The sequence below is a fragment of the Streptomyces sp. NPDC026246 genome, from assembly GCF_055567995.1.
This window is the reverse complement of the sequence record NZ_JBVHPJ010000001.1, coordinates 540,339-563,167: the sequence shown is the minus strand read 5'-3', so window position 1 is coordinate 563,167 and position 22,829 is coordinate 540,339. Positions and strand designations below refer to the sequence as shown.

The window sequence follows — 22,829 nt, the reverse complement described above, 5'->3', positions numbered from 1 at the left end:
GGTTCTGAAGAGGGCAGCTGACGGGCCGGCGTGTCCGGGCGGGGCCCGCGGGGGTGGTGTCGCGTGTCGGCCGAATGGCGATCGTGTGACAGCAGGAGCCATGGACATGACGAGCGGCGCAGGGGGTGAATAGGTTCGTCACAGACTTTCGGGACCCTACGACTTGGAGCCTCGCGTGCACCGCAGAATCATCGCGCCGGGAGCCCTGGCAGCGGCCGTCACCCTGCTGGCGATCCCGGCATCGGCCGCCTCCCTCTCCCCCGGCGCACCGGGTGTCGGCGACCCCTACTACCCGGCCTACGGCAACGGCGGCTACGACGTCTCGCACTACGACCTGAGGCTGAAGTACCAGCCGGCCACCGACGAGCTGGAGGGCACGGCGACCCTCGTCGCCCGCACCACGCAGGACCTGTCCCGCTTCAACCTGGACTTCCTGCTCGACGTCACCGAGGTGCGCGTCAACGGCGCCACGGCCGCGTACCGCACCTCCGGCGAGCAGGAGCTGGAGGTCACGCCGAGGAAGCCGCTGGCGAAGGGCGCGCCCGTCACGGTCGTCGTGCGCTACCGGGGGGTGCCCTCCTCGAAGAAGGCGTTCGGGTTCACCAGCTGGCACCGCACCCCGGACGGGGGTGTCGCCGCCAACGAGCCCGAGGCGGCGGCGTGGTGGTTCCCCGCCAACGACCACCCGCTCGACAAGGCCACCTACGACGTGTCCGTGCTCGTCCCGGACGGCACCCAGGCCATCTCCAACGGCAGGCTGCAGTCGACGAGTTCACGGCTCGGCTGGACCCGCTGGAACTGGCGCTCGAACAAGCCGCAGGCCACCTACCTCGCCACCCTGGCGGTCGGGAAGTTCGACATCACCACCGGCACGAGCGAGAGCGGCATCCCGGTCCTCAACGCCTACAGCGAGGACCTCGGGGACAACGCGGGTGCGGCCCGGGCGAGCGTCGAGCGGACCGGGGAGATCGCGGACTGGCTGGCCGGGTACTTCGGGCCGTACCCCTACGACGCGCTCGGCGGGTACGTGCCGAACACGAACACCGGGTACGCGCTGGAGACGCAGACGCGGCCGTTCTACAGCCCGCGGCAGTTCGCCGGCGGGTCGAACGTGTCCGTCGTGGTGCACGAGCTGGCTCACCAGTGGTACGGCGACTCCGTGTCGCTCAAGGGCTGGAAGGACATCTGGATCAACGAGGGCTTCGCGCGGTACGCGCAGTGGCTGTGGTCGGAGCACGAGGGTGAGGGCACGGCACAGGAACTCGCCGACCACGTCTACGCCTCGCACCCCGCCGACGACCCGTTCTGGACGGTCCGGCCCGGCGACCCGGGCCCGGACCACCAGTTCGACATCGCGGTCTACGACCGGGGGGCACTGGCCGTCCAGGCCCTGCGCAACGAGGTCGGCGACGAGGCCTTCTTCGCGATCCTCAAGGGCTGGCCGCTCACGCACGCCCACGGCAACGCGTCAGTGGCCGACTTCCGGCGCTACGCCGAGGAGGTCTCCGGCAAGCCGCTGGCCGCGCTGTTCGACACGTGGCTGTTCCAGCCGTCAAAGCCGGGGGCGCCCGCGGCCCGGGCCGCGGCGGTGGCGAAGGGGCAGGCGGCCGTGAAGCAGCCGAGGTCCTGGAAGAAGATCGCCGCGACGAACGGCGTCCACGGGCGGTCGGAGCACCGGCACTGACGCGCCCCGCCGGGCGTCCCGGTCTACGGTGGGGCCATGCGCACCCGGTGCGGGTGGCCGGGGCGGGTGGACGCACCCGGCGTCACCGGCCCGGCGGCGCGTGGGCCCGCCGGTGACGTGGTGGCCGGGCGGTGAGTGGGACCGGCCGGGCAGGGGCCGGCCGGTGGAGGAGGCGCCGTGCGGGACGTGGCGATCATCGAGGCGCCGTCCGTGCTCGGGCTGCGGCCGACCGGCGTGGAGGAGCTGCCCGGGGCGCTGCTCGAAGCGGGGCTGGCCGAGGGGCTGGGCGCGCTGCGGGCGGGGCGGGTGGAGCCGCCGCCGTACGACCCGGAGCGGGATGCGGCGACCGGTCTGCTGAACGGGGACGGTGTCGCCGCCTACTCCGGTGCGCTGGCCGACGCCGTGGGGGCCCTCCTGGACGCGGGCCGGTTCCCCGTGGTGCTCGGCGGCGACTGCAGCGTGCTGCTGGGCGCCCTGCTGGCGCTGCGCCGCCGGGACCGGCACGGCCTGCTCTTCCTGGACGGGCACAGCGACTTCTACCAGCCCGCGGCGGAGCCGGCCGGCGAGGTGGCGTCCATGGAACTCGCCCTCGCCACCGGCCGGGGACCGCGCGTCCTGGCCGACCTGGAGGGCAGGGGGCCACTGGTCCGGGACGAGGACGTGGTCGCCCTGGGGTTCCGGGACGCGGAGGAGTCCGCGGCGTACGGGATGCAGCCGCTGCCGGACGCGCTGCACGCGATGGACCTGGACACCGTGCGCGCCCTGGGCGCGGGTGAGGCGGCCCGGCGCGCGGTGGGGCTGCTGACCGGCGGCGGCGCGGACGCGGGGTACTGGGTCCACCTCGACGTCGACGTCCTGGACGACGCGGTGATGCCCGCCGTCGACTACCGGCAGCCGGACGGCCTGTCCTGGCAGGACCTGGAGACCGTGCTCCGCACGGCGTTCTCGGGCGGCGGCGCGGCGGGCCTGACCGTCACCATCCTCAACCCCCGCCTGGACCCCACCGGCACGATCACCCGCGACCTGACCGCCTGCCTGCTGCGGTCCTTCGACGCGCAGGGCTGACGGCGGGGGGTCGCACGGCGACTCGGGCAGGGCGGCGCCCAGGCGAGAGGTCGAACGGCCTCGGTCCCGGCTACTTCGTCAGCCGCGACAGTTCCTGGTCCGTCGTCCGGGACACGCGGCGGCGGATGCCGAACCAGCCCGCGACCAGCATGATCGCGATGACCGGGACGAGCAGGAGGGTCTTGCGGCCGACCTCCGGGTCGTTCCCCATCATGCCGAGGCAGGCCAGCAGGAAGGCGATCGTGGCGATCTCCGTGACGGGGCTGCCGAACAGGCGGAAGGTGGGGCGGCTGATCAGGCCCGCCTTGGCACGGCGGACGAAGACCAGGTGACAGACCATGATGATCACCCAGGTGCTGATGATGCCGAGGGAGGCGACGTTCAGCACGATCTCGAAGGCCTGGGCCGGGACGAGGAAGTTCAGGCCGACGCCCAGCACGCACACCCCGCAGGTGAGCAGGATGCCGCCGTAGGGGACCTGGCTGCGGTTCATGCGGGCGGTGAACTTCGGGGCGGAGCCCGCCATCGCCATGGAGCGCAGGATGCGGCCCGTGGAGTACAGGCCCGAGTTCAGGGAGGACATGGCGGCCGTCAGGACCACCAGGTTCATCACGTCACCCGCGGCAGGGACGCCGATCTTCGACAGCACCGTGACGAAGGGGCTCTGGTCGGCCGAGTAGACCGAGCCGGGCAGCAGCAGGGCCAGCAGGACGACCGAGCCGACGTAGAAGAGACCGACCCGCCACATGATCGAGTTCACCGCGCGCGGGACGACCTTCTCCGGCTCCGCGGTCTCGCCCGCCGCGACGCCGACCAGCTCCAGCGCGGCGTACGCGAAGATCACGCCCTGCATCACGAGGACGACGGGCATCATGCCGTGCGGGAACACGCCGCCGTTGTCGGTGATCACGCTCAGGCCCGGGGTCTGGCCGCCGACCTCCCGCTGGGTGGCGAGCAGGAAGATGCCGATGAGCATGAAGCCGACGAGCGTCGCGACCTTGATGATCGCGAACCAGAACTCCATCTCACCGAAGATCTTCACCGAGATCAGGTTCACGGCCAGTACGACGGCGAGGGCGATCAGCGCGAGCACCCACTGCGGGATGTCGGTGAACAGGCTCCAGTAGTGCGTGTACAGCGCGATGGCGGTGATGTCGGCGATGCCGGTGGTCGACCAGTTGAGGAAGTACATCCAGCCGGCGACGTACGCGCCCTTCTCACCGAGGAACTCGCGCGCGTACGACACGAAGGAGCCCGAGGAGGGGCGGTACAGGACGAGCTCGCCGAGCGCCCGGACCACGAAGAAGGCGAAGACGCCGCAGACCAGGTAGGCGATCGCCAGCGCGGGGCCGGCGTTGTGCAGACGGCCGCCGGCGCCGAGGAAGAGGCCGGTGCCGATGGCGCCGCCGATGGCGATCATGTTGACGTGGCGGGCCTTGAGGTCCTTGCTGTAGCCGGCGTCGCCCGCGTCCGCGGGCACCTGGGCCGCATCGGTACGCGGCGTGGCCGCAGCCGTGTTCACGGCGTCCTTGCTCACGGGTGGTTCCACTCTCTGGATCGCCCCGGACGTCGTGGGCCCGGGGTCCGTACAGTGCGTTGGCCCGCACCACCCTTGTGACGCGGCACAGACCAAGGCAGCACCTTCCCACACGCCCCGGCTCGCACACGGTGACCGGGGTCACCAAGCGTGACTTCTCACAAGGTCCGCACACGGTGCCGGTGAGGTTTCACAGCATTGGTGAGACAGCGATACTGCTGCACATGACGACCGACACCGAGGAGCCGACCCTCACGATCGACGAGCTGGCCGCCCGGGCCGGTGTCACCGTGCGCACGGTCCGCTTCTACGGGACGAAGGGCCTGCTGCCGCCGCCGGTGCTCGGCCCCCGGCGCGTCGGGCACTACGGGCGGGAGCACCTGGCCCGGCTGGCGCTGATCGAGGAGCTGCAGCACCAGGGCATGACCCTGTCCGGCATCGAACGGTATCTGCACCGGCTGCCGCCAGGCCTGAGCGCGCACGACCTCGCCGTCCACCGGGCGGTGGTGGCCTCCTGGTCACCGGAGACCGTCGAGACGGTCACCCGGGAGGAGCTGGCGCGGCGGGCGGGGCGGCCGCTGGACGACGAGGACGTCGAGCGGCTCGTCGCCATGGGCGTGATCCGGCCGGCGGACGGCGGCTACGAGGCCGATCTGGGGCTGCTGCGGCTGGGCGTGGGCCTGCTGGACGTGCCCCTGTCGCAGCAGGCCATCTCCGCGGCGCGCACGGTGCTGCTGGAGCACGCGCGCGCCGCGGCCCGGGAGCTGTCCGGGCTCTTCCGCGGTGAGGTGGCGGAGCGGGACGCACAGGACGTGCGGTCCCTGTCCGCGCACATGCACCCCCTGGTGGTGCAGGCGCTGCTCACCGCGTTCCAGCGGTCGCTGAAGGAAGAGCTGGGCGAGTGGCTGACCGGCGCGTCCGACGGGTCAGCCGCGGGCTGAGTCGCCGAACCGCTCCCCCTTCTCGGCCTTCTCCACCAGCAGCGCGGGCGGCGTGAACCGGTCGCCGTAGCGCTCGGCGAGTTCCCGCGCGCGGGCCACGAAGCCGGGCAGGCCCCCCTGGTAGCCGTTGATGTACTGCAGCACGCCGCCGGTCCAGCCCGGGAAGCCGATGCCGAGGATCGAGCCGATGTTGGCGTCGGCGACGGAGGTCAGCACGCCCTCCTCCAGCAGCCGGACGGTGTCCAGCGCCTCGGAGAACAGCATCCGCTCCTGCATGTCCTCGAACGGGACGGTGTGCCCGGGCCGGGTGAAGTGCTCGCGCAGCCCCGGCCAGAGCCCGGCCCGCCTGCCGTCCTCGTCGTAGTCGTAGAAGCCGGCGCCGCCGCTGCGGCCCGTGCGGCCGAACTCGTCGACCATGCGGTCGATGACGGTCTCGGCGGGGTGGGGCGTCCAGGTGCCGCCCGCCTCCTCGACCGCGCGGCGGGACTCGGCGCGGATCTTGCGCGGCAGGGTCAGTGTCAGCTCGTCCATCAGCGACAGCACCTTGGCCGGGTAGCCGGCCTGGGCCGCGGCCTGCTCGACCGAGGCCGGCTCGACGCCCTCGCCGACCATGGCGACGCCCTCGTTGATGAAGTGGCCGATGACGCGGGAGGTGAAGAAGCCGCGCGAGTCGTTGACCACGATCGGCGTCTTGTTGATCTGCCGGACCAGGTCGAAGGCGCGGGCCAGCGCCTCCTCACCCGTGCGCTCGCCCTTGATGATCTCGACGAGCGGCATCTTGTCGACCGGCGAGAAGAAGTGCAGTCCGATGAAGTCGGCCTGGCGCTCGACGCCCTCCGCCAGCGCGGTGATGGGCAGGGTGGAGGTGTTGGAGCACAGCAGCGCGTCGGGGGCGACGACGTTCTGTACCTCCTGGAAGACCTTGTGCTTGAGGGAGGTGTCCTCGAAGACGGCCTCGATCACGGCGTCGCAGCCGGCCAGGTCCTGCACTTCGGCGGTGGGCGTGATGCGGGCCAGCAGCGCGTCGGCCTTCTCCCGGGTCGTGCGGCCCTTGGCGACGGCCTTGGCGCACAGCTTCTCGGAGTAGCCCTTGCCCTTGAGAGCCGACTCCAGGGACACGTCCTTGAGGACGACCTCGATGCCGGCGCGGGCGCAGGAGTAGGCGATGCCGGCGCCCATCATCCCGGCGCCGAGGACGGCGACCTTGCGGACCGTGCGGGGTTCGACGCCCTGGGGGCGGTTGGCGCCGGAGTTGACGGCCTGGAGGTCGAAGAAGAACGCCTGGATCATGTTCTTCGAGGTCTGGCCGGCGGCCAGTTCGACGAAGTAGCGGGCCTCGATGACCTGCGCGGTCTCGAAGTCGACCTGGGCGCCTTCGACGGCCGCGGCGAGGATGTTGCGCGGGGCCGGGTAGGGGGCGCCGCCCGTCTGCTTGCGCAGGGTGGCCGGGAAGGCGGGCAGGTTCGCGGCGAACTTGGGGTGGGCCGGGGTGCCGCCCGGGATGCGGTAGCCCGGCTTGTCCCAGGGCTGCTGGGACTCGGGGTGGGCGTCGATGAAGGCGCGGGCCTTGGCGAGCAGGTCCTCGTGGCTGTCGGCCACCTCGTCGACGAGGCCGTTCTCCCGGGCGCGACGCGGGGTGTACTGCTGGCCCTGGAGGAGGACCTTCAGCAGGGCGTCGGCGATGCCGAGCAGGCGGACGGTGCGGACGACGCCGCCGCCCCCGGGCAGCAGGCCGAGGGTGACCTCGGGGCAGCCGATCTTCGAGCCGGGCGCGTCCAGGGCGACGCGGTGGTGGCAGGCGAGGGCGATCTCGTAACCGCCGCCGAGGGCCGCGCCGTTGAGGGCGGCGACGACGGGCTTGCCGAGGGTCTCGATGCGGCGCAGGTTGCGCTTGATGGCCATGCCGCCGTCGAAGAGCTGCTGCGCGGTCTCCGGCGTGACGCGGATGAGGTCGCGCAGGTCGCCGCCGGCGAAGAAGGTCTTCTTGGCGGAGGTGATGATGACGCCCCGGATGGAGTCCTTCTCGGCCTCCAGGCGGTCGGTGACGGCGGCGAGGGAGTCGCGGAACGCCTGGTTCATGGTGTTCGCGGACTGGTTCGGGTCGTCGAGGACCAGGGTGACGAGGCCGGTGCGGTCCTGTTCCCAGCGGATGGTGGTGGGCTCAGTGCTCATGTGGAGGTGCTCCGTGTGATCCGTCGGGAGGGGGTCAGATGCGCTCGACGATGGTGGCGACGCCCATGCCGCCGCCGACGCACAGCGTGGCGAGGCCGTAGCGCTTGTCCTGGCGCTCGAGTTCGTCGACGAGGGTGCCGAGGATCATGGCTCCGGTGGCGCCGAGCGGGTGGCCCAGGGCGATCGCGCCGCCGTTCACGTTGACCTTGTCCAGGGACAGGCCCATGTCCTTGACGAAGCGCAGCACGACCGCCGCGAACGCCTCGTTGATCTCGACGAGGTCGATGTCGTCGATGGTCAGCCCGGCCTTGGCGAGGGCCTTGCGGGTGGCGGGGGCGGGACCGGTGAGCATGATGGTGGGCTCGGAGCCGGAGACGGCGGCGGAGATGATCCGGGCGCGGGGCGTGAGGCCGTAGCGCTCGCCGACCTCCCTGGAGCCGATCGCGACGAGCGAGGCGCCGTCCACGATGCCCGAGGAGTTGCCCGCGTGGTGGACGTGGTCGATCTTCTCCACCCAGTGGTACTGCTGGAGGGCCACGGCGTCGAAGCCGCCGAGCTCGCCGATGTCCGCGAAGGACGGCTTCAGCTTGGCGAGGGAGTCGGCGGTGGTGCCGGGGCGCGGGAACTCGTCGTGGTCGAGGACGACGAGCCCGTTGCGGTCCTTCACCGGGACGACGGACCTGTCGAAACGGCCGTCCTTCATGGCGGTGGCGGCCCGCTCCTGGGACAGCGCCGCGTACTCGTCGACGTCCCGGCGGGAGAAGCCCTCGATGGTGGCGATGAGGTCGGCGCCGATGCCCTGCGGCACGAAGTTGACCTGCAGGTTGGTCATCGGGTCGTTGAACCAGGCGCCGCCGTCGGAGGCCATCGGCACGCGGGACATCGACTCGACGCCGCCGGCGAGGACGAGGTCCTCCCAGCCGGAACGGACCTTCGCGGCGGCCAGGTTGACGGCTTCCAGGCCCGAGGCACAGAAGCGGTTCTCCTGGACGCCCGCGACGGTGTCGGGCAGCCCGGCGGCGATGGCGGCGATGCGCGCGATGTCGGAGCCCTGGTCGCCGACCGGGCCGACGACGCCGAGGACGACGTCGTCCACGGCGGCCGGGTCGAGGTCCGGGAAGCGGGCGAGGATCTCGTGGATGAGCCCGACGACCAGGTCGATGGGCTTGGTGCCGTGCAGGGCGCCGCTGGCCTTGCCGCGCCCGCGCGGGGTGCGGATCGCGTCGTAGACGTACGCTTCGGTGCTCACGAGGAGGCCTTTCACTGAGGGTTTCGGGACGCTGGGAGCAGCCCGGGCACGTCCCACTCCCGGGCGACGTCCGCGGTGTCGGCGCCCGGGCGGGCCGGGGCGCTGCGGACGGTGGTCGGGGTCGCGGAGAAGCGGGGGGCCGGGGCGGGCTGGGTGATTCCGCCGTGGTCGGTGAAGGTGCCGCGGGCGGCCAGGTGCGGGTGGAGGGGTGCCTCGCGCAGCGACAGCACGGGCGCCACGCACGCGTCGGTGCCGTCGAAGAGGGCCGTCCACTCGTCCCGGGTGCGGGCCTTGAAGCGGGCGGCGACCTCCTCGCGCAGTGCGTCCCAGCGGGTGACGTCCGCGTGGGCGCCGTCCTGGTCCCCGATGCCGAGCAGGGCCAGGAACTCCGTGTAGAACTGCGGCTCCAGGGCACCGACGGCCATGTACCGGCCGTCGGCCGTCTCGTAGGTGCCGTAGTAGGGGCAGCCGCCGTCCAGGAGGTTGGCGCCGCGGCGGTCCTGCCAGGCCCCGGCGGCGAGCATGCCGTGGATCATCGTGGCGAGGTGGGCGGCGCCGTCGACGACGGCCGCGTCGACGACCTGCCCGGTCCCGGTCGCCCGCGCGTGGTGGAGGGCGGCGAGGACGCCGACGACGAGGTAGAGGGAACCGCCCGCGTAGTCGCCGAGCAGGTTGGCGGGGGCCGGAGGCGGCGCGCCGGGGTCACCGATCATGCCGAGGGCGCCGGTGGGGGCGAGGTAGGCGATGTCGTGCCCGGCCCGCCGCGCGAGCGGTCCGTCCTGACCCCAGCCGGTCATCCGCCCGTAGACGAGGCGAGGGTTGCGGGCGTGGCAGGGTTCGGGGCCGACCCCCAGGCGCTCGGCGACGCCGGGGCGGTAGCCCTCGATCAGGACGTCGGCGCGGGCGGCGAGGTCGAGCACCCGTCCGGCGCCCTCCGGTGACTTCAGGTCGACGACCACCGAGCGCTTGTTGCGGTTGGTGACGTCGTACGCCGGGTCGATGCCGAGGCCCGGGCCGCCGGGCCGGTCCACGCGCACCACGTCGGCGCCGAGGTCGGCCAGGAGCATGGCGGCGAACGGGCCGGGCCCGATGCCGGCCAGCTCGACGACCCGCACACCGGTGAGCGGACCGTGCCCGGGCGTTTCTGCCGTGGTCATCCAGCCCCCAGTGCTGTGACACAACCGATGTAACACCAGTGATGCTAAGAACGTGTTCCACTCGGCACAAGCCTGAGCGAGCAAGCGCTTGGCAATCTGCCGTACGCGTCAGCCGGCGTCCAGTTCCGCGGTGAGCCGCTTGGGCGCGATCACCCGGTAGCTCTCCTCGACCCAGTCGCACAGCAGCTCCGCCGCCGGGGCGCCCTGCTCCTCCAGGGGGACGCTCACCCAGCCCGCCCTGCCCAGTCCGTACCCGGCGGGTTCGGCGCCCGGACAGGCCAGGGCGTGGGCGTGGGCCGTGTCGTCGGTGAGCTTCAGCGTCACTCCCAGGGGGTGACTGCCGTCGCCGACGCCGAGGAAGACGAACACCTTCCCGCCGACCTTGGCGACGGACTCGCCCCACGGGAACTCCTCGACGGCGCCCGGCAGCCCCAGCGCGAACGCGCGCACCTTCTCCCGCTTCTTCAGGGCATTTCTGGGCACGGCCATCGCGTTCCTCCGGGCTCGTCGTCGGGCTCCGCACCCCTCACGCTAGCCTCGGCCACCGACAGCGGCACGGGCTGCACGACCGAGGGGTGTCATGAGCAGGCAAAGCAGGACGGACCGTCCGTACGACATCGTGCTCTTCGGAGCGACGAGTTTCGCCGGCGCGCTCACCGCCGAACACCTCGCCGCGCACGCGCCCGAGGGCCTGCGCTGGGCGATCGCGGGCCGCAGCGCCGAGAAGCTGGAGCGGCTGGGCGAGCGGCTGCCCGCCGGGGTAGGTGTGGTTCGGGCGGACGCCTCCGACCCGGCCTCGCTGCGCGCACTGGCCCGCGACGCGCGCGTGGTGGCCACGACGGTCGGCCCGTACATCGCCTATGGGGAGGAGCTCGTGGCCGCCTGCGCGGACGCGGGGACGGACTATCTGGACCTGTGCGGCGAGCCGGAGTTCGTGGACCTGATGTACGTCCGGCACGACGCACGCGCGCGGGAGACCGGGGCCCGGCTGGTGCACGCCGCCGGGTTCGACTCGGTCCCGCACGACCTCGGCGTGTACTTCACCGTGCAGCAGCTCCCCGAGGACGTGCCCCTGAGCGTCGAGGGGTTCGTGACGGCGGACGCGGCGTTCTCGGGCGGGACCTTCGCCTCGGCCCTCAACCAGATCGCACGGCAGCGGCAGATGGCGGCGGCCGTGCGGGACCGGCGGCGGCACGAGCCGCGGCTGGTGGGACGGCGGGCGTCGGCGCCGCTCGGCGCGCCGCGCTTCGCCGGGGAGGTCGGCGCCTGGGCGCTGCCGATGCCGACCATCGACCCGCAGATCGTGCGGCGCTCGGCGGCGGTCCTCGACCGCTACGGGCCGGACTTCCGCTACCGCCAGTACGCCGCCGTCCGGCACCTGCCCGTGGCGGTGGGCGGGGTGGCGGCGCTGGGCGCGCTCGTCGCGGCGGCCCAGGTGCCGCCCGCGCGGCGCTGGTTGTCGGACCGGCTCAAGCCCGGCGACGGGCCCGACGCGCAGAAGCGGGCCAGGAGCTGGTTCTCGGTCCGGTTCGTGGGCGAGGGCGGCGGCCGGCGCGTCTACACGGAGGTCTCGGGCGGCGACCCCGGCTACGACGAGACGGCGAAGATGCTCGCCGAGTCGGCGCTGTGCCTGGCCTTCGACGACCTCCCGGAGACGGCGGGCCAGGTCACCACGGCGGTGGCGATGGGCGACGCCCTCATCGGCCGGTTGCGCGCGGCGGGCATCCGCTTCCGCGTGGCGGCGACCCGGTGACGGGACGCGCGGCTCACAGCGGCCACGCGGCGAGGGTGTAGATCATCCCGCCGATCCAGGCGAGCCCCGCCACCACGGCGAGGACGAGTCCGGCGACGACGGCCCGCTCGACGGGCTGGGCCGGGGCGGCGACGGGGTCGGGTGCACGATGTGTCGGCATGCGTCCAGCCTCCCGGCGACGGGCGGGGCGCACATCCGTACGGGTACTCAGCGCCCGTACTCAGCCCGCCCGCCGCCGGCCCGGATCCTCCACCACGGTTTGAGACTTCCGGCGCCCCGAGCCCGGCACGGCACACAGAAGTCCCCACGCGGCTTCAATGGAACGATGGAAGGCATGAGATTCCTTCTGGAAGTCACCATGGACGACGCGGCGTTGGCGAAGGACCCGGCGGGCGAGCTCGGCCGGATCCTGAGGTACTGGGGCGGCAATCTGCGCCACTACGCCCTCGCACCCGGGGACGGGGCGGCCGTGTACGACTCGGAGTACCGCGAGGTCGGTCACTGGCGGGTGACCGGTCAGGCGGAGTAGGTCTCCTTCAGCACCTTGCGGCACAGGGCGTCCGCCCGGCGCGTGGTCTCCGGGAGCCGGTAGCGCGGGGTCAGCGCGAGGGTGTGGGCGCAGGCGTTCTCCGGCGAGACCCGGTGGCCCACCGAGACGAAGACCGGCTTCACGCCGTCCCGGGTGCGCAGGGCGCGGCCGACCTCCTCGGCACCGTCGAGCAGCGCCGAGGAACTGCCGCGCGCGGCGCCCGGCTCGTCGTAGGTGAAGACGAAGGGATTCTTGGCCACGCCGATCGTGGGCAGGCCGGTGAGGACGCCGAGGTGGCCGGCCAGACCGAAGCGGCGCGGGTGCGCGAGGCCGTACCCGTCGCAGACGACCAATCCGGGCGGGCACGGCAGGGCGTCGAGGGCGGCGAGGACCGCGGGGATCTCCCGGAAGGCGAGCAGCCCGGGCACGTAGGGGAAGGAGACCCGGCCCACCGCCGTGGCCTCGGCGACGACGTCGAGCCCGGACGCGTCCAGGACGACCGCCGCCGCCACGACCACGTCCCGCTCGTCGTCGTAGGCGACGTCGACGCCCGTCACATGACCGGTCCCGGGGGGTGGTCCCGCCTCGTCGAGGATCACCCGCCCGCGCAGTTCGTCCTGCACGGCGCGGGCCTGCTCCTCGGTGGCGGGCCAGTCCTCGGGGATGCGTACGGTCGTCATGGTGAGGGGAAGCCTACGGGCCGCGCGAAGGCCGGCAGGACGCGGGAGTCCTGCCGGCCTCACGAGGGGCGGGCGTCACTTGCCGAGGGCGCGCTGCAACTGGCTCTTGTTCATACTGGAACGGCCTTCCACGCCCTTGCGCTTGGCCTCCTGGTAGAGCTGGTCATAGGTGGGGCCCTGGGAGCCCTGCCCCGAACGCTGGCCGCCGCGCTTGCCGGAGGACATGTCCTTGGTCGAGGTGCGGCTGGCCGTCTTCGACTCGCCGGACCGGGCGCGCTCCTTGTTGACCGTCCGCGCGGCGATCTCCTCGGCGCGGCCGGTGCTCTCGCCCCGGTCCTTCGCGCTCTCCTTGATGTGCTCGTACTGGCGTTCCCTCTTGGGGCTCGAACCGCGTGGCATGCCCGCTCACTTCCTTCCTCGATCAGTGAACGGGTACCCACACTGCCAAGGTTCAGCGCACCCCGCTCGCTCAGTGCTCCAGGCGGGCAACGCGCCCCTTCTCGCCCGCCGCCCAGCACCCCGCGCCGGGTGCGCAGTCGACGGTGTCGAAGGAGCCGGTGCCGACGGTCCGCCAGGTGCGGCCCGCGTCGGTGGTGACGTCGGTGCCGGTGGGGCCGACGGCCAGGGCGGTGGTCCGGCTGTGCGGGAGCCACGCGACGCCGGAACGGTAGGCGGCGGGCGGTGCGCCGGCGGCCCGCCAGGTGCGGCCGCCGTCCGCCGTGCGCGCGGCGGATCGCGGCGAGGGCTGGTCGGGGCGGTAGTCGCCGCCGACGGCGAGACCGTGGGTCCGGTCGCGGAACGCGAGGGCGAAGACGCCGCGCGCGGGATCACCCGCCGGGACGGGCGAGGTGGTGGCCGTCCAGGTGCGGCCCCGGTCGGCGGAGTGCAGCACGCGCGCGTGCGCGGCCCCGCCGGTGGCGAGCCACACGTCCCGCGGCCCGGACGTCACCAGGCACTGGCCGCTCGCGGCGAACCCGGCCTCGCCCTCCTGCGCGGCCGGCATGCCCCGGTCCGGCAGCACCTGCCAGGTCCGGCCGCCGTCGCCGGTCGACAGGATGCGGAACCTGCCGTCCACCGGGTCGCTCATGGCGAGGCCGTGCCGGTGGTCGAAGAAGGCCAGGCAGTCGTAGAAGGCCCTCGGGTCGGTGTTGCGGAAGGACTCCGTCCAGGTCGTTCCGCCGTCGTCGGTGCGGTAGACGCGGGACGCCTCGCCCTCCCCGATGGCCAGGACGACCGCGCGGCGCGCGTCGAACGCCTCCACGTCCCGGAACTGCAACTCCCCCGCCCCGGGCGGCGACACGTCCCGCCAGCTCTTCCCGCCGTCGGTGGTGCGCAGGACGGTCCCGGCGGTCCCGGCGACCCAGGCGGTGTTCCGGCCGGCCACGGCCAGGCCCCGGAACCGCACGTCGGGGCTGCCGGTGTCCTTCAGTTCCCAGTGCGGTGTCCCGCGCCCCGCCGGGTGCGCCTGCGCCGGTGCGGCGGTCAGCACGGCCAGTGCCGCCGCGCAGGCCGCGATCGCGGCGGCCGTGCGCCGTGCCGGTCCCCTGCGTGACGTGTGTCGCGTGTTCCCCATGCGCCTCATGGCGGGCGAAGCTAGCCCACCGCCCGGACGCCGTCCAGACGGCCTCGCGCACTCGTTCCCCCGGCCGCGCGGGTGCAACAAGTGCCCTGCGGGGCACACGAGGAGAGCCACGTCGGCGCGTGCAGGAACGCGGTGACGGAGGTCACTCACATCCCGGGTGCACGGATTGGCTCATTCCCACGTCTCTTCCAGTGCCCGGCCTCATACGCCCGGAAGTCCGTCCAGCCGTCCAGAGGGAGCAAGGCGTTGTCCATCGTCATCGAGCAGCCCGTGGAGGCCCGCCTCGTCGCCGCCGCGCCGCGTATGCCGAGCATCCCCGCGACGCTGCACTACGACCGGCGCGACCCGTTCGCCGTCCGCATGACCTTCCCGGCCCCGGCCACGCTGGAGGGCGTCGACGTCTGCTGGACCTTCTCCCGTGAACTGCTCGCCGCGGGCCTGCACGACTGCGAGGGCCACGGTGACGTGCGGGTGCGTCCCTACGGGTACGACCGCACCGTCCTGGAGTTCCACGCGCCCGAGGGCACCGCCGTGGTGCACGTCCGCTCCAGCGAGATCCGCCGGTTCCTGGAGGCGACGAGCGAGCTGGTGCCGGCCGGCCTGGAGCACCTCGACCTCGACCTCGACCACGGCCTGGCCGAGCTGATGCGGGACGCCTGCTGAGCGCCGCCACCCCGGCTCCGGCGGGCCGTCGGCCCCGGCGAGGCCGAGCCCGGCCGTGAGCGGCCATGAGCGGCCGTGAGCGGCGGCAAGTGGCGGAGAGCGGCCCCCGGCAGTGTGCCCGGGCCGGCCGCGACGTACAGCGGACCGTCCGCACCGGCTGCGACGTACAGCGGACCGTCCGCACCGGTCGCGCCTTGGCGGCACGGAAGACGGCGGCCCGCTCCCTCGTGGGATCTCCTCCCACGGGTCGATCCGTGCCGTCGACGGCGACGTGCGGGACGCGCAGGGCCGGCCTCCCGACCCACCGGGTGAGCGGGGTGGCCGGCGGGAATCGGCCAGGTGGTGACGGTGATTCCGGCTCCCCGCGTCGGCGTCCACCGCCGCGCGTCAGAGCGACGCCGGTGCCCTGACCGCCTCGGCCACCGCCGCGCGCACCGCGCGCACGATCCGGTGGAGCCCGGGTGCGGCCTCACCGGCCCGTCCGGTCAGCTCCTCGACCCGCCGCCCCGCCGCGGCCCCCTCCTCCCCGAACAGGCCCGCGGCGGCGGCCAGGGCGGCCACGGCGGCGTCCCGCTCGGAGAGCGCGGCGACCGGCAGCGGCCCGCGCAGCACCTGGCGGACCTCCTCGCGCAGCGCCTCCACGGCCGCGGGGCGGCCCAGGGCGTACTCCACCGACGGGAACACGCCGAGGATCCGCTTCTTCTCCGCCCGCAGGTACCCCCCGGCCACCAGCTGCTCCCGTACGGCGTCCAGGGTCACCCGGGACCGCAGCGTCACCCAGGTCCGCCAGGGGTGCGGGCGCGACTCGTGGACGAGTTCGAGCAGCCCGTCGAGGACCGCGTCGCCCGCGGCCGCGTCCGGGTCGGCCGGCACGGCGATGCCGTCCTCGTCCCGGAGCAGGCCGTGCCGGGCCAGCTCGACCAGCGCGCCGGCCCGCACCAGCCCGGGCAGCCGGACCGTGGCCCCGGACGGCGGCCGTGCGGTGTCCCAGCCCAGCAGGCAGAGCCGGGCCGGCAGCGGGAGCGGGCCGTCGGACGCGGGCACGGTGCCTCCTGAGGGTCGGGCAGCGGTCACTCGGCGCGGCACGGGGGCGGTCCGATAATGCGTTGACAGCCCCCGCGGCCACTCCTACGGTTGAAGCGGTCCTGTTGCCGTCGATTGGAGAAGGACGTTGCTCGTCTGAGGTCCTGAGACACCGCGTCACCCCCTCGGGGTGTGCGCCGCGTGCGACCTCGGCGTCCGAGCCGTCCTCCGGTACAGGGCTTTTCCCATGCCCGTGGAGCCCCCTTCCGGGTCGCAGGTGTCTCGACACGCGTTTGCCCCTGTCTGCTTCGAGCAACCGCGAGTGAGGCCGCCATGTCTTCATCCGTCACCGTCACGTCCCTGTCCTTCGCCTGGCCCGACGGCACCCCCGTCTTCGAGGGCCTGGACGCCGCTTTCGGCCCCGGCCGCACCGGTCTGGTCGGCGTCAACGGCTCGGGGAAGTCGACCCTGCTGAAACTGATCGCCGGCGACCTCCCGCCGGCCGACGGCACCGTCCGGGTCGCCGGGGAGGTCGGCCACCTCCCGCAGCACGTCACGCTCGACACCGGCCTGCGGGTCGACGAGGTGCTCGGCATCGCCGGCCGGCGTGCCGCGCTGCACGCCATCGAGGCCGGTGACGTGTCGGCGGAGCACTTCGAGGCGGTCGGCGACGACTGGGACGTCGAGGAGCGCGCCCTCGCCGCACTCGGCGAACTCGGCCTCGGCGACGTCGGGCTCGACCGCACCGTCGGCGAGGTGTCCGGCGGCGAGTCGGTGCTGCTGCGGCTGGCCGCGCTGCTGCTGCGCCGGCCCGACGTCCTGCTGCTGGACGAACCGACGAACAACCTCGACCTGTACGCGCGCCGACGGCTGTACGCGGCCGTCCGGGCCTGGCCGGGCGTCCTGATCGTGGTCAGCCACGACCGTGAACTGCTCGATCTCGTCGACCAGATCGCCGATCTGCGCTCGGGTGAGATCACCTGGTACGGCGGCACCTACTCCGACTACGAGGCGGCACTGGAGGTCGAACAGGAGGCGGCCGAGCGCATGGTGCGCGCCGCCGAGGCCGATCTGCGCAAGCAGAAGCGCGAACTGGCCGACGCCCAGGTCAAACTGGCCCGCCGCAAGCGGTACGGGCAGAAGATGTGGGACAACAAGCGCGAGCCGAAGATCATCATGGGAGCGCGCAAGCGCGCGGCGCAGGAGTCCGCGGGCAAGCACCGGATCATGCACGAGGAGAAGCTCGCCGAGGCCAGGGACCGGCTCGACGAGGCCGTGGAGGCCGTACGGGACGACGACGAGATCCGCGTCGAACTGCCGTACACGGCCGTCCCGCCGGGGCGCACGGTCCTCACCCTGCGGGATCTGCGGCTGCGCCACGGCGCCCGGGTCAAGGGACTCGACCTGCGCGGTCCGGAGCGGGTCGCGCTGGTCGGGCGCAACGGCGCGGGAAAGACGACTTTGCTGCGCACCATCGGCGGGGAGCTCGCCCCGGAGGCGGGCGAGGTCGCGGCGCACGTCCCGCTGCGGTTCCTGCCGCAGCGGCTCGACGTCCTGGACGGGGAGCTGACGGTCGCCGAGAACGTGGCCCGATTCGCACCGGACGCCACGAACAACCGGGTGCGGGCCCGACTGGCCCGCTTCCTGTTCCGCGGCGCCCGGGCCGACCAGAAGGCGGCGACGCTGTCCGGCGGGGAACGCTTCCGGGCGGCCCTGGCCGCGCTGATGCTGGCGGAGCCGGCCCCTCAGCTGCTCATGCTGGACGAGCCGACCAACAACCTCGACATGGCGAGCGTGCGGCAGCTGACCTCGGCCCTGGAGTCGTACGAGGGGGCGCTGCTCGTGGCCAGTCACGACCTGCCGTTCCTCGAGTCCGTCGGGATCACGCGCTGGCTGATGATGGAGGAGGGAGAACTGCGCGAAATCACGCCAGAAGCTGTCGGGTATACCGCCTAGCGTCGGCGGCATGCCCGATGTCATCACCCTCACCGCAGCCCGGGAGAACAACCTCAAGGACGTCACCCTCCGCATCCCGAAAGGCCGGCTGACCGTGTTCACCGGCGTTTCGGGATCGGGGAAGTCGTCCCTGGTCTTCGACACGATCGCGGTGGAGTCGCAGCGTCAGCTCAACGAGACCTACCCGTGGTTCGTCCGCAACCGGCTGCCGAAGTTCGAACGGCCGCACGCGGACGAACTGGCGGACCTCACCCCCGCGATCGTCGTCGACCAGCGGCCCGTGGGTGGCCACTCGCGGTCGACGGTCGGCACCATGACGGACGTCTACTCGGTGATCCGGGTGCTGTTCTCCCGGCACGGCACCCCCAGCGCCGGGCCCGCCACCGCGTACTCGTTCAACGACCCGTCCGGCATGTGCCCCGAGTGCGACGGCCTCGGCCGGACCGTGCGGCCCGACTGGGACCGCATCCTGGACCCCGCCCGCTCCCTGGCCGGCGGGGCGGTCCGCTTCCCGCCGTTCGCCGCCGGGACCTGGCAGGGCCAGGCGTACACCCACAGCACCGACCTCGACCCGGACAAGCCGGTCGGGCGCTTCACCGACGCCGAGCGCGCGTTCCTGATGCGGGGGCGGCCCGGCAGCAAGGTCACCGTCAGCGGCAGCGGCGGGACCTGGACCACCGACTACGAAGGGCTGGCGGACCGCTTCGAGCGGCTGTACCTGAAGCGGGACCTGTCCGCCATGAGCCAGAAGACGCGCGACCTGGTCCGGCAGTTCCTGGTGGAGGGCGTCTGCCCGCAGTGCCGGGGAGCCCGGCTGAACGCGGCGGCGCTCGCCACCCGCGTCGGCGGCCGGTCCATCGCCGACTGCGCCCGGATGCAGGTCACGGACCTGATCACCGTACTGAAGGAGATCGACGACCCGGTGGCCCGGCCGATCGCGTCGGCGGCCGTGGCCGCGCTGGAGCGGATCGAGGCGATCGGCCTCGGCTACCTCAGCCTGGACCGGGAGACGGCGACGCTCAGCGGCGGGGAGGGGCAGCGGCTGAAGACGGTGCGGCACCTCGGCTCCAGCCTGACCGGGATGACGTACATCTTCGACGAGCCCAGCGTCGGACTGCACCCGCGGGACGTCGGGCGGCTGGGCGAACTGCTGCTGCGCCTGCGCGACAAGGGCAACACCGTGCTCGTGGTGGAGCACGACCCGGACGTCATCGCGCTCGCCGACCACGTGGTCGACATGGGGCCGGGGGCCGGCACGGACGGCGGCACGGTGGTGTTCGAGGGCACCCCGGACCGGCTCGCCGCCTCCGGCACGCTCACCGGGCGCTGCCTGCGCAGCCGTACGGCGGTCAAGGACGCGGTACGCCGCCCCACCGGCGAACTGTGGGTGAAGGGCGCGGGCCGGCACAACCTGCGGAACGTGACCGTGCGGTTCCCGGCCGGGGTGCTCACCGCCGTGACCGGGGTGGCCGGGTCGGGCAAGAGCACGCTGGTCGGCGAGTTCACCGCCGCGCACGACGCCGTGGTCGTCGACCAGTCCGCCATCGGCATCTCGGGCCGGTCCACCCCGGCGACATACCTGGGGATCATGGACGGTGTCCGCAGGATCTTCGCCCGTGGAACGGGAGCGGACCCGGGTCTGTTCAGCTTCAACTCGGCCGGGGCGTGCGGCACCTGCGAGGGCCGGGGTGTCATCCACACCGACCTCGCGTTCATGGACCCGGTGACGACGACCTGCCAGGACTGCGAGGGACGGCGCTTCAAGGAGGAGGTGCTCGCGCTGACCGTGCGGGGCCGCTCGATCGCCGACGTGCTGGAGATGACCGCCGGGCAGGCCCTCGGCTTCTTCGACGACGCGGGCGTGAGGCGCCGGCTGCGGGCCCTGCGGGACGTCGGGCTCACGTATCTGACGCTGGGTCAGCCCCTGTCCACGCTGTCCGGCGGCGAACGGCAGCGCATCAAGCTGGCCACACGGCTGCACCGGACGGGCGCGGTGTACGTGCTCGACGAGCCGACGACCGGCCTGCACATGGCGGACGTCGCCGGCCTGGTCGCCCTGCTGGAGCGGCTGGTCGACGCGGGCAACACGGTGGTCGTGGTCGAGCACAACCTGGACGTCGTCGCCCGGGCCGACTGGGTGGTGGACCTCGGCCCGGACGGCGGCCGCGACGGCGGCGAGGTCGTCTTCGAGGGAACCCCGCGCGACCTGCTCGACGCGCCGGGGTCGTTCACGGCGGAGTACCTGCGCCGCGCGGTCCGGACGGGCGCGGTGGCGCCGGACTGAGAACCGGCCGTCAAGAGGCAGCCCACGCGGTGCCCCGTCGGGGTGGTTTGGGCGGCTACCGGCCGATCAGGAACGCGGCTGCGCGAACACTGGTCGGGAGGTGGCACGGGCCACCGACGACAGGGGGACGGCATGGACGGCGGCACGGTACTGGTGGCGGTGGCGGAGCACCCGCAGGACGGGGGCGCCGCCGCCGGGCAGCTGGCGCGCATCGCCGAGGCGATCCGGGACCGCGGCGCGCAGGTGCGCTGGGTGACGAGCGCCGCCGACGCCGAGGCGGTGCTCAGGACGGAGGCCCGGCTGGCCGCCGCGCTGGTCGCCTGGGACCTCGCGCCCGGCACCGGGGAGGAGCCGGGCGGGGCGACGGTACTGCGCGGCATCGGGCGCCGCTTCCGGGACCTGCCGGTGTTCCTGGTCATGGCGGACGAGGAGCTGCGCGAGCTGCCGCTGTGGGTCTCGCAGTCGGTCGTGGGCTACGTGTGGCCCCTGGAGGACACCCCGTCGTTCATCGCCGGGCGGATCACCACCGCGGCGCGGGCCTACCAGGACGCCCTGCTCCCCCCGTTCTTCAAAGCGCTGCGCCGCTTCGACGACGCGCACGAGTACTCCTGGCACACCCCCGCCCACTCCGGCGGCGTCGCCTTCCTCAAGTCGCCCGTAGGACGGGCGTTCCACGACTACTTCGGGGAACGGCTGCTGCGCAGCGACCTGTCGATCTCCGTGGAGGAACTGGGCTCGCTGTTCGAGCACACCGGGCCGATCGGCGAGGCGGAGCGCAACGCCGCGCGGGTCTTCGGCTCGGACCGCACCTACTTCGTGCTGCACGGCGACTCCACCTGCAACCGGATGGTCGGGCACTTCAGCGTCACCCGCGACGAGATCGCCCAGGTGGACCGAAACTGCCACAAGTCGGTCCTGCACGGCCTGGTCGTCTCCGGGGCCCGGCCGGTGTACCTCGTGCCGACCCGCAACGGCTACGGCCTGGCGGGCCCGCTGCCCCCGGCCGAGATCGAGGCGGCGGCCGAGCGGATCGCGGCGAACCCGCTCACGGCGGACGCGGTGTCCGCGCGCGCCCAGTACGCGGTGTTCACCAACTCCACCTACGACGGGCTGTGCTACGACGCCGGCGCCGCGGGCCGGGCCTTCGCGGCCGGCACACCCCGGCTGCACTTCGACGAGGCGTGGTTCGCCTACGCCCGCTTCCACCCGCTCTACGCGGGGCGCTACGGCATGTCCGTCGACGAGGACAGCTTCCCCGGGCCCGACCGGCCCACGATCTTCGCCACCCAGTCGACGCACAAACTGCTGGCGGCGCTGTCCCAGGCCGCGATGGTGCACGTCAGGCCCGGCCCGCGGGCGCCGGTGGAGCACGACCGGTTCAACGAGGCGCTGATGATGCACGGCACCACCTCGCCGCTGTACCCGATGATCGCCTCCCTGGACGTCGCCACGGCGATGATGGACGGACCGCAGGGGCAGTGGCTGGTCGACGAGGCCGTCACGGAGGCGGTCCGCTTCCGCCAGGAGATGGTGCGCATCGGGCGCCGCATCGCGGCCGCGGGCGACCGGCCGGCGTGGTTCTTCGGGGTCTGGCAGCCCGGCGAGGTGACCGACCCGGCCACCGGGGCGCGCCTGCCCTTCGACGAGGCACCGGCCGAGCTGCTGCGGACCGAGCCGTCCTGCTGGCACCTGGAACCGGGGGCGGACTGGCACGGCTTCCCGGGGCTGACCGACGGGTACTGCATGCTCGACCCGATCAAGGTGACCCTGACCTGCCCGGGCATCGGCGCCACCGGCGAGCTGGCGGGGCAGGGCATTCCGGCCCGGGTGCTCACCGCGTATCTGGCCACGCGGGGCATCGTGGTGGAGAAGACCGACAGCTACACCACCCTGGTGCTGTTCTCCATGGGCATCACCAAGGGCAAGTGGGGCACGCTGCTCGACGCCCTGATGGACTTCAAGGACCTCTACGACGGGGACGTCCCGCTCGACCGGGTGCTCCCCGCCCTCGTCGCCGAGCACCCGCGCCGCTACGCCGGGCTGACGCTGCGGGACCTGTGCCAGGAGATGCACGAGCAGCTGCGCGCCTCCCGCCTGGTCGAGCTCCTCGACACGGCCTTCCAGCAGTTGCCGGAGCCGGTCGCCCCACCGCAGCAGTGCTACCAGCGGCTGATCCGCGGCGGCACGGAGCGGCTGCGCCTGGCCGACACGCCGGGCCGGGTCGCCGCGGCGATGGTGACCGTCACCCCGCCCGGCATCCCCGTCCTCATGCCCGGCGAGAGCGTCGGCACGGCCGACGGACCGCTCCTGCGGTACCTGAGCGCCCTGGAGTCCTTCGACCGGCGCTTCCCCGGCTTCGGCAGCGAGACGCACGGCGTGACGCGGGACCCCGACACCGGCGACTACCTCATCGAGTGCCTGCGCGCCCCCGAGCCCGCCGCGACCGGCGCCACCTCGGCTCCGGCCCAGCGGCGGGACGCCCAGGACGCCGAGCCGGTGGGCTGACGGCGGACAGGGCGGCGGGGCCGGGGCTGTCCTCCCCGCCCTCCGCCCT

19 protein-coding genes are annotated in these 22,829 nt (G+C 73.3%); 9 read left to right on the top strand and 10 right to left on the bottom strand.

Going from position 1 to position 22,829, the window contains the following annotated elements:
- Nucleotides 1-175: 175 nt before the first annotated feature.
- On the top strand, nt 176-1,684 hold the full coding sequence (locus tag ACZ4M5_RS02415; RefSeq protein ID WP_467732213.1) for a M1 family metallopeptidase: 1,509 nt from the start codon (nt 176-178) through the stop codon (nt 1,682-1,684).
- Between the two features lie 177 nt (nt 1,685-1,861).
- Nucleotides 1,862-2,749, top strand: a complete 888-nt coding sequence (locus ACZ4M5_RS02410; RefSeq protein ID WP_467732211.1) for an arginase family protein — start codon at nt 1,862-1,864, stop codon at nt 2,747-2,749.
- A gap of 70 nt (nt 2,750-2,819) precedes the next feature.
- On the opposite strand, the gene ACZ4M5_RS02405 is transcribed toward ACZ4M5_RS02410, so the two are convergent.
- Nucleotides 2,820-4,286 (bottom strand): amino acid permease, encoded by a 1,467-nt coding sequence (locus ACZ4M5_RS02405; protein WP_467732210.1) that lies wholly within the window; start codon nt 4,284-4,286, stop codon nt 2,820-2,822.
- 224 nt (nt 4,287-4,510) lie between these two features.
- On the opposite strand from ACZ4M5_RS02405, the gene ACZ4M5_RS02400 reads away from it, so the two are divergent.
- The gene (locus tag ACZ4M5_RS02400; protein ID WP_467732208.1) at nt 4,511-5,227 is read left to right on the top strand and encodes a MerR family transcriptional regulator; all 717 of its coding nucleotides are present in this window, start codon (nt 4,511-4,513) and stop codon (nt 5,225-5,227) included.
- Here the strand turns inward: ACZ4M5_RS02400 and ACZ4M5_RS02395 are convergent.
- From ACZ4M5_RS02395 to ACZ4M5_RS02380, 4 genes are all read right to left on the bottom strand, one after another.
- Entirely contained in the window at nt 5,213-7,399 is a 2,187-nt protein-coding gene (locus ACZ4M5_RS02395; protein ID WP_467732206.1) for a 3-hydroxyacyl-CoA dehydrogenase NAD-binding domain-containing protein, read from the bottom strand. The genes ACZ4M5_RS02400 and ACZ4M5_RS02395 overlap by 15 nt on opposite strands.
- A 34-nt stretch (nt 7,400-7,433) precedes the next feature.
- Nucleotides 7,434-8,648 (bottom strand): acetyl-CoA C-acetyltransferase, encoded by a 1,215-nt coding sequence (locus ACZ4M5_RS02390; protein WP_467732204.1) that lies wholly within the window; start codon nt 8,646-8,648, stop codon nt 7,434-7,436.
- A gap of 11 nt (nt 8,649-8,659) precedes the next feature.
- Nucleotides 8,660-9,805, bottom strand: coding sequence for a CaiB/BaiF CoA transferase family protein (locus ACZ4M5_RS02385; RefSeq protein WP_467732202.1), 1,146 nt, complete (start codon nt 9,803-9,805; stop codon nt 8,660-8,662).
- A 108-nt stretch (nt 9,806-9,913) separates the two neighbouring features.
- Nucleotides 9,914-10,294: an MmcQ/YjbR family DNA-binding protein gene (locus ACZ4M5_RS02380; protein ID WP_467732200.1), complete on the bottom strand. Its 381-nt coding sequence runs from the start codon at nt 10,292-10,294 to the stop codon at nt 9,914-9,916.
- 91 nt (nt 10,295-10,385) lie between these two features.
- Here ACZ4M5_RS02380 and ACZ4M5_RS02375 point away from each other — a divergent pair, with 91 nt between their 5' ends.
- A complete protein-coding gene (locus tag ACZ4M5_RS02375; protein WP_467732198.1) occupies nt 10,386-11,558 on the top strand; it encodes a saccharopine dehydrogenase family protein in 1,173 nt (390 codons plus the stop codon).
- Between the two features lie 13 nt (nt 11,559-11,571).
- Here ACZ4M5_RS02375 and mmpA read toward each other — a convergent pair whose 3' ends face one another.
- Nucleotides 11,572-11,718, bottom strand: a complete 147-nt coding sequence (gene mmpA / locus ACZ4M5_RS02370) for a morphogenic membrane protein MmpA (RefSeq protein WP_467732196.1) — start codon at nt 11,716-11,718, stop codon at nt 11,572-11,574.
- Nucleotides 11,719-11,892: 174 nt separating this feature from the next.
- Between mmpA and ACZ4M5_RS02365 the strand changes: the two genes are divergently transcribed.
- On the top strand, nt 11,893-12,087 hold the full coding sequence (locus ACZ4M5_RS02365; protein ID WP_398107854.1) for a hypothetical protein: 195 nt from the start codon (nt 11,893-11,895) through the stop codon (nt 12,085-12,087).
- On the opposite strand, the gene ACZ4M5_RS02360 is transcribed toward ACZ4M5_RS02365, so the two are convergent.
- The 3 genes from ACZ4M5_RS02360 to ACZ4M5_RS02350 form a co-directional block, all read right to left on the bottom strand.
- Nucleotides 12,075-12,767 carry an endonuclease V gene (locus ACZ4M5_RS02360; RefSeq protein ID WP_467732193.1) on the bottom strand — a complete coding sequence of 231 codons (693 nt, stop codon included), beginning with the start codon at nt 12,765-12,767 and terminating at the stop codon, nt 12,075-12,077. The genes ACZ4M5_RS02365 and ACZ4M5_RS02360 overlap by 13 nt on opposite strands.
- A 75-nt stretch (nt 12,768-12,842) precedes the next feature.
- Complete coding sequence (locus tag ACZ4M5_RS02355; RefSeq protein WP_333935029.1) at nt 12,843-13,166, bottom strand: plasmid stabilization protein; 324 nt, start codon at nt 13,164-13,166, stop codon at nt 12,843-12,845.
- 70 nt (nt 13,167-13,236) lie between these two features.
- A complete protein-coding gene (locus ACZ4M5_RS02350) occupies nt 13,237-14,340 on the bottom strand; it encodes a WD40/YVTN/BNR-like repeat-containing protein (protein ID WP_467732191.1) in 1,104 nt (367 codons plus the stop codon).
- A 255-nt stretch (nt 14,341-14,595) separates the two neighbouring features.
- On the opposite strand from ACZ4M5_RS02350, the gene ssgD reads away from it, so the two are divergent.
- On the top strand, nt 14,596-15,012 hold the full coding sequence (gene ssgD / locus ACZ4M5_RS02345) for a spore wall synthesis regulator SsgD (protein WP_467732189.1): 417 nt from the start codon (nt 14,596-14,598) through the stop codon (nt 15,010-15,012).
- Between the two features lie 387 nt (nt 15,013-15,399).
- On the opposite strand, the gene ACZ4M5_RS02340 is transcribed toward ssgD, so the two are convergent.
- On the bottom strand, nt 15,400-16,056 hold the full coding sequence (locus ACZ4M5_RS02340; protein WP_467732187.1) for a GOLPH3/VPS74 family protein: 657 nt from the start codon (nt 16,054-16,056) through the stop codon (nt 15,400-15,402).
- A 312-nt stretch (nt 16,057-16,368) separates the two neighbouring features.
- Between ACZ4M5_RS02340 and ACZ4M5_RS02335 the strand changes: the two genes are divergently transcribed.
- From ACZ4M5_RS02335 to ACZ4M5_RS02325, 3 genes are all read left to right on the top strand, one after another.
- Nucleotides 16,369-17,991: an ABC-F family ATP-binding cassette domain-containing protein gene (locus ACZ4M5_RS02335; protein WP_467732185.1), complete on the top strand. Its 1,623-nt coding sequence runs from the start codon at nt 16,369-16,371 to the stop codon at nt 17,989-17,991.
- Between the two features lie 10 nt (nt 17,992-18,001).
- Nucleotides 18,002-20,275: an ATP-binding cassette domain-containing protein gene (locus ACZ4M5_RS02330; protein ID WP_467732183.1), complete on the top strand. Its 2,274-nt coding sequence runs from the start codon at nt 18,002-18,004 to the stop codon at nt 20,273-20,275.
- A 132-nt stretch (nt 20,276-20,407) separates the two neighbouring features.
- Nucleotides 20,408-22,780 carry an Orn/Lys/Arg family decarboxylase gene (locus ACZ4M5_RS02325; protein WP_467732181.1) on the top strand — a complete coding sequence of 791 codons (2,373 nt, stop codon included), beginning with the start codon at nt 20,408-20,410 and terminating at the stop codon, nt 22,778-22,780.
- Nucleotides 22,781-22,829: the final 49 nt, after the last annotated feature.

What these genes read in the sequence shown, in the direction of transcription:
- ACZ4M5_RS02400 (WP_467732208.1), top strand. Translation starts at nt 4,511, where the DNA reads ATGACGACCGACACCGAGGAGCCGACCCTCACGATCGACGAGCTGGCC.
- ACZ4M5_RS02395 (WP_467732206.1), bottom strand. Translation starts at nt 7,399, where the DNA reads ATGAGCACTGAGCCCACCACCATCCGCTGGGAACAGGACCGCACCGGC.
- ACZ4M5_RS02385 (WP_467732202.1), bottom strand. Translation starts at nt 9,805, where the DNA reads ATGACCACGGCAGAAACGCCCGGGCACGGTCCGCTCACCGGTGTGCGG.
- ACZ4M5_RS02380 (WP_467732200.1), bottom strand. Translation starts at nt 10,294, where the DNA reads ATGGCCGTGCCCAGAAATGCCCTGAAGAAGCGGGAGAAGGTGCGCGCG.
- ACZ4M5_RS02375 (WP_467732198.1), top strand. Translation starts at nt 10,386, where the DNA reads ATGAGCAGGCAAAGCAGGACGGACCGTCCGTACGACATCGTGCTCTTC.
- mmpA (WP_467732196.1), bottom strand. Translation starts at nt 11,718, where the DNA reads ATGCCGACACATCGTGCACCCGACCCCGTCGCCGCCCCGGCCCAGCCC.
- ACZ4M5_RS02365 (WP_398107854.1), top strand. Translation starts at nt 11,893, where the DNA reads ATGAGATTCCTTCTGGAAGTCACCATGGACGACGCGGCGTTGGCGAAG.
- ACZ4M5_RS02360 (WP_467732193.1), bottom strand. Translation starts at nt 12,767, where the DNA reads ATGACGACCGTACGCATCCCCGAGGACTGGCCCGCCACCGAGGAGCAG.
- ACZ4M5_RS02355 (WP_333935029.1), bottom strand. Translation starts at nt 13,166, where the DNA reads ATGCCACGCGGTTCGAGCCCCAAGAGGGAACGCCAGTACGAGCACATC.
- ACZ4M5_RS02350 (WP_467732191.1), bottom strand. Translation starts at nt 14,340, where the DNA reads ATGGGGAACACGCGACACACGTCACGCAGGGGACCGGCACGGCGCACG.
- ACZ4M5_RS02335 (WP_467732185.1), top strand. Translation starts at nt 16,369, where the DNA reads ATGTCTTCATCCGTCACCGTCACGTCCCTGTCCTTCGCCTGGCCCGAC.
- ACZ4M5_RS02330 (WP_467732183.1), top strand. Translation starts at nt 18,002, where the DNA reads ATGCCCGATGTCATCACCCTCACCGCAGCCCGGGAGAACAACCTCAAG.
- ACZ4M5_RS02325 (WP_467732181.1), top strand. Translation starts at nt 20,408, where the DNA reads ATGGACGGCGGCACGGTACTGGTGGCGGTGGCGGAGCACCCGCAGGAC.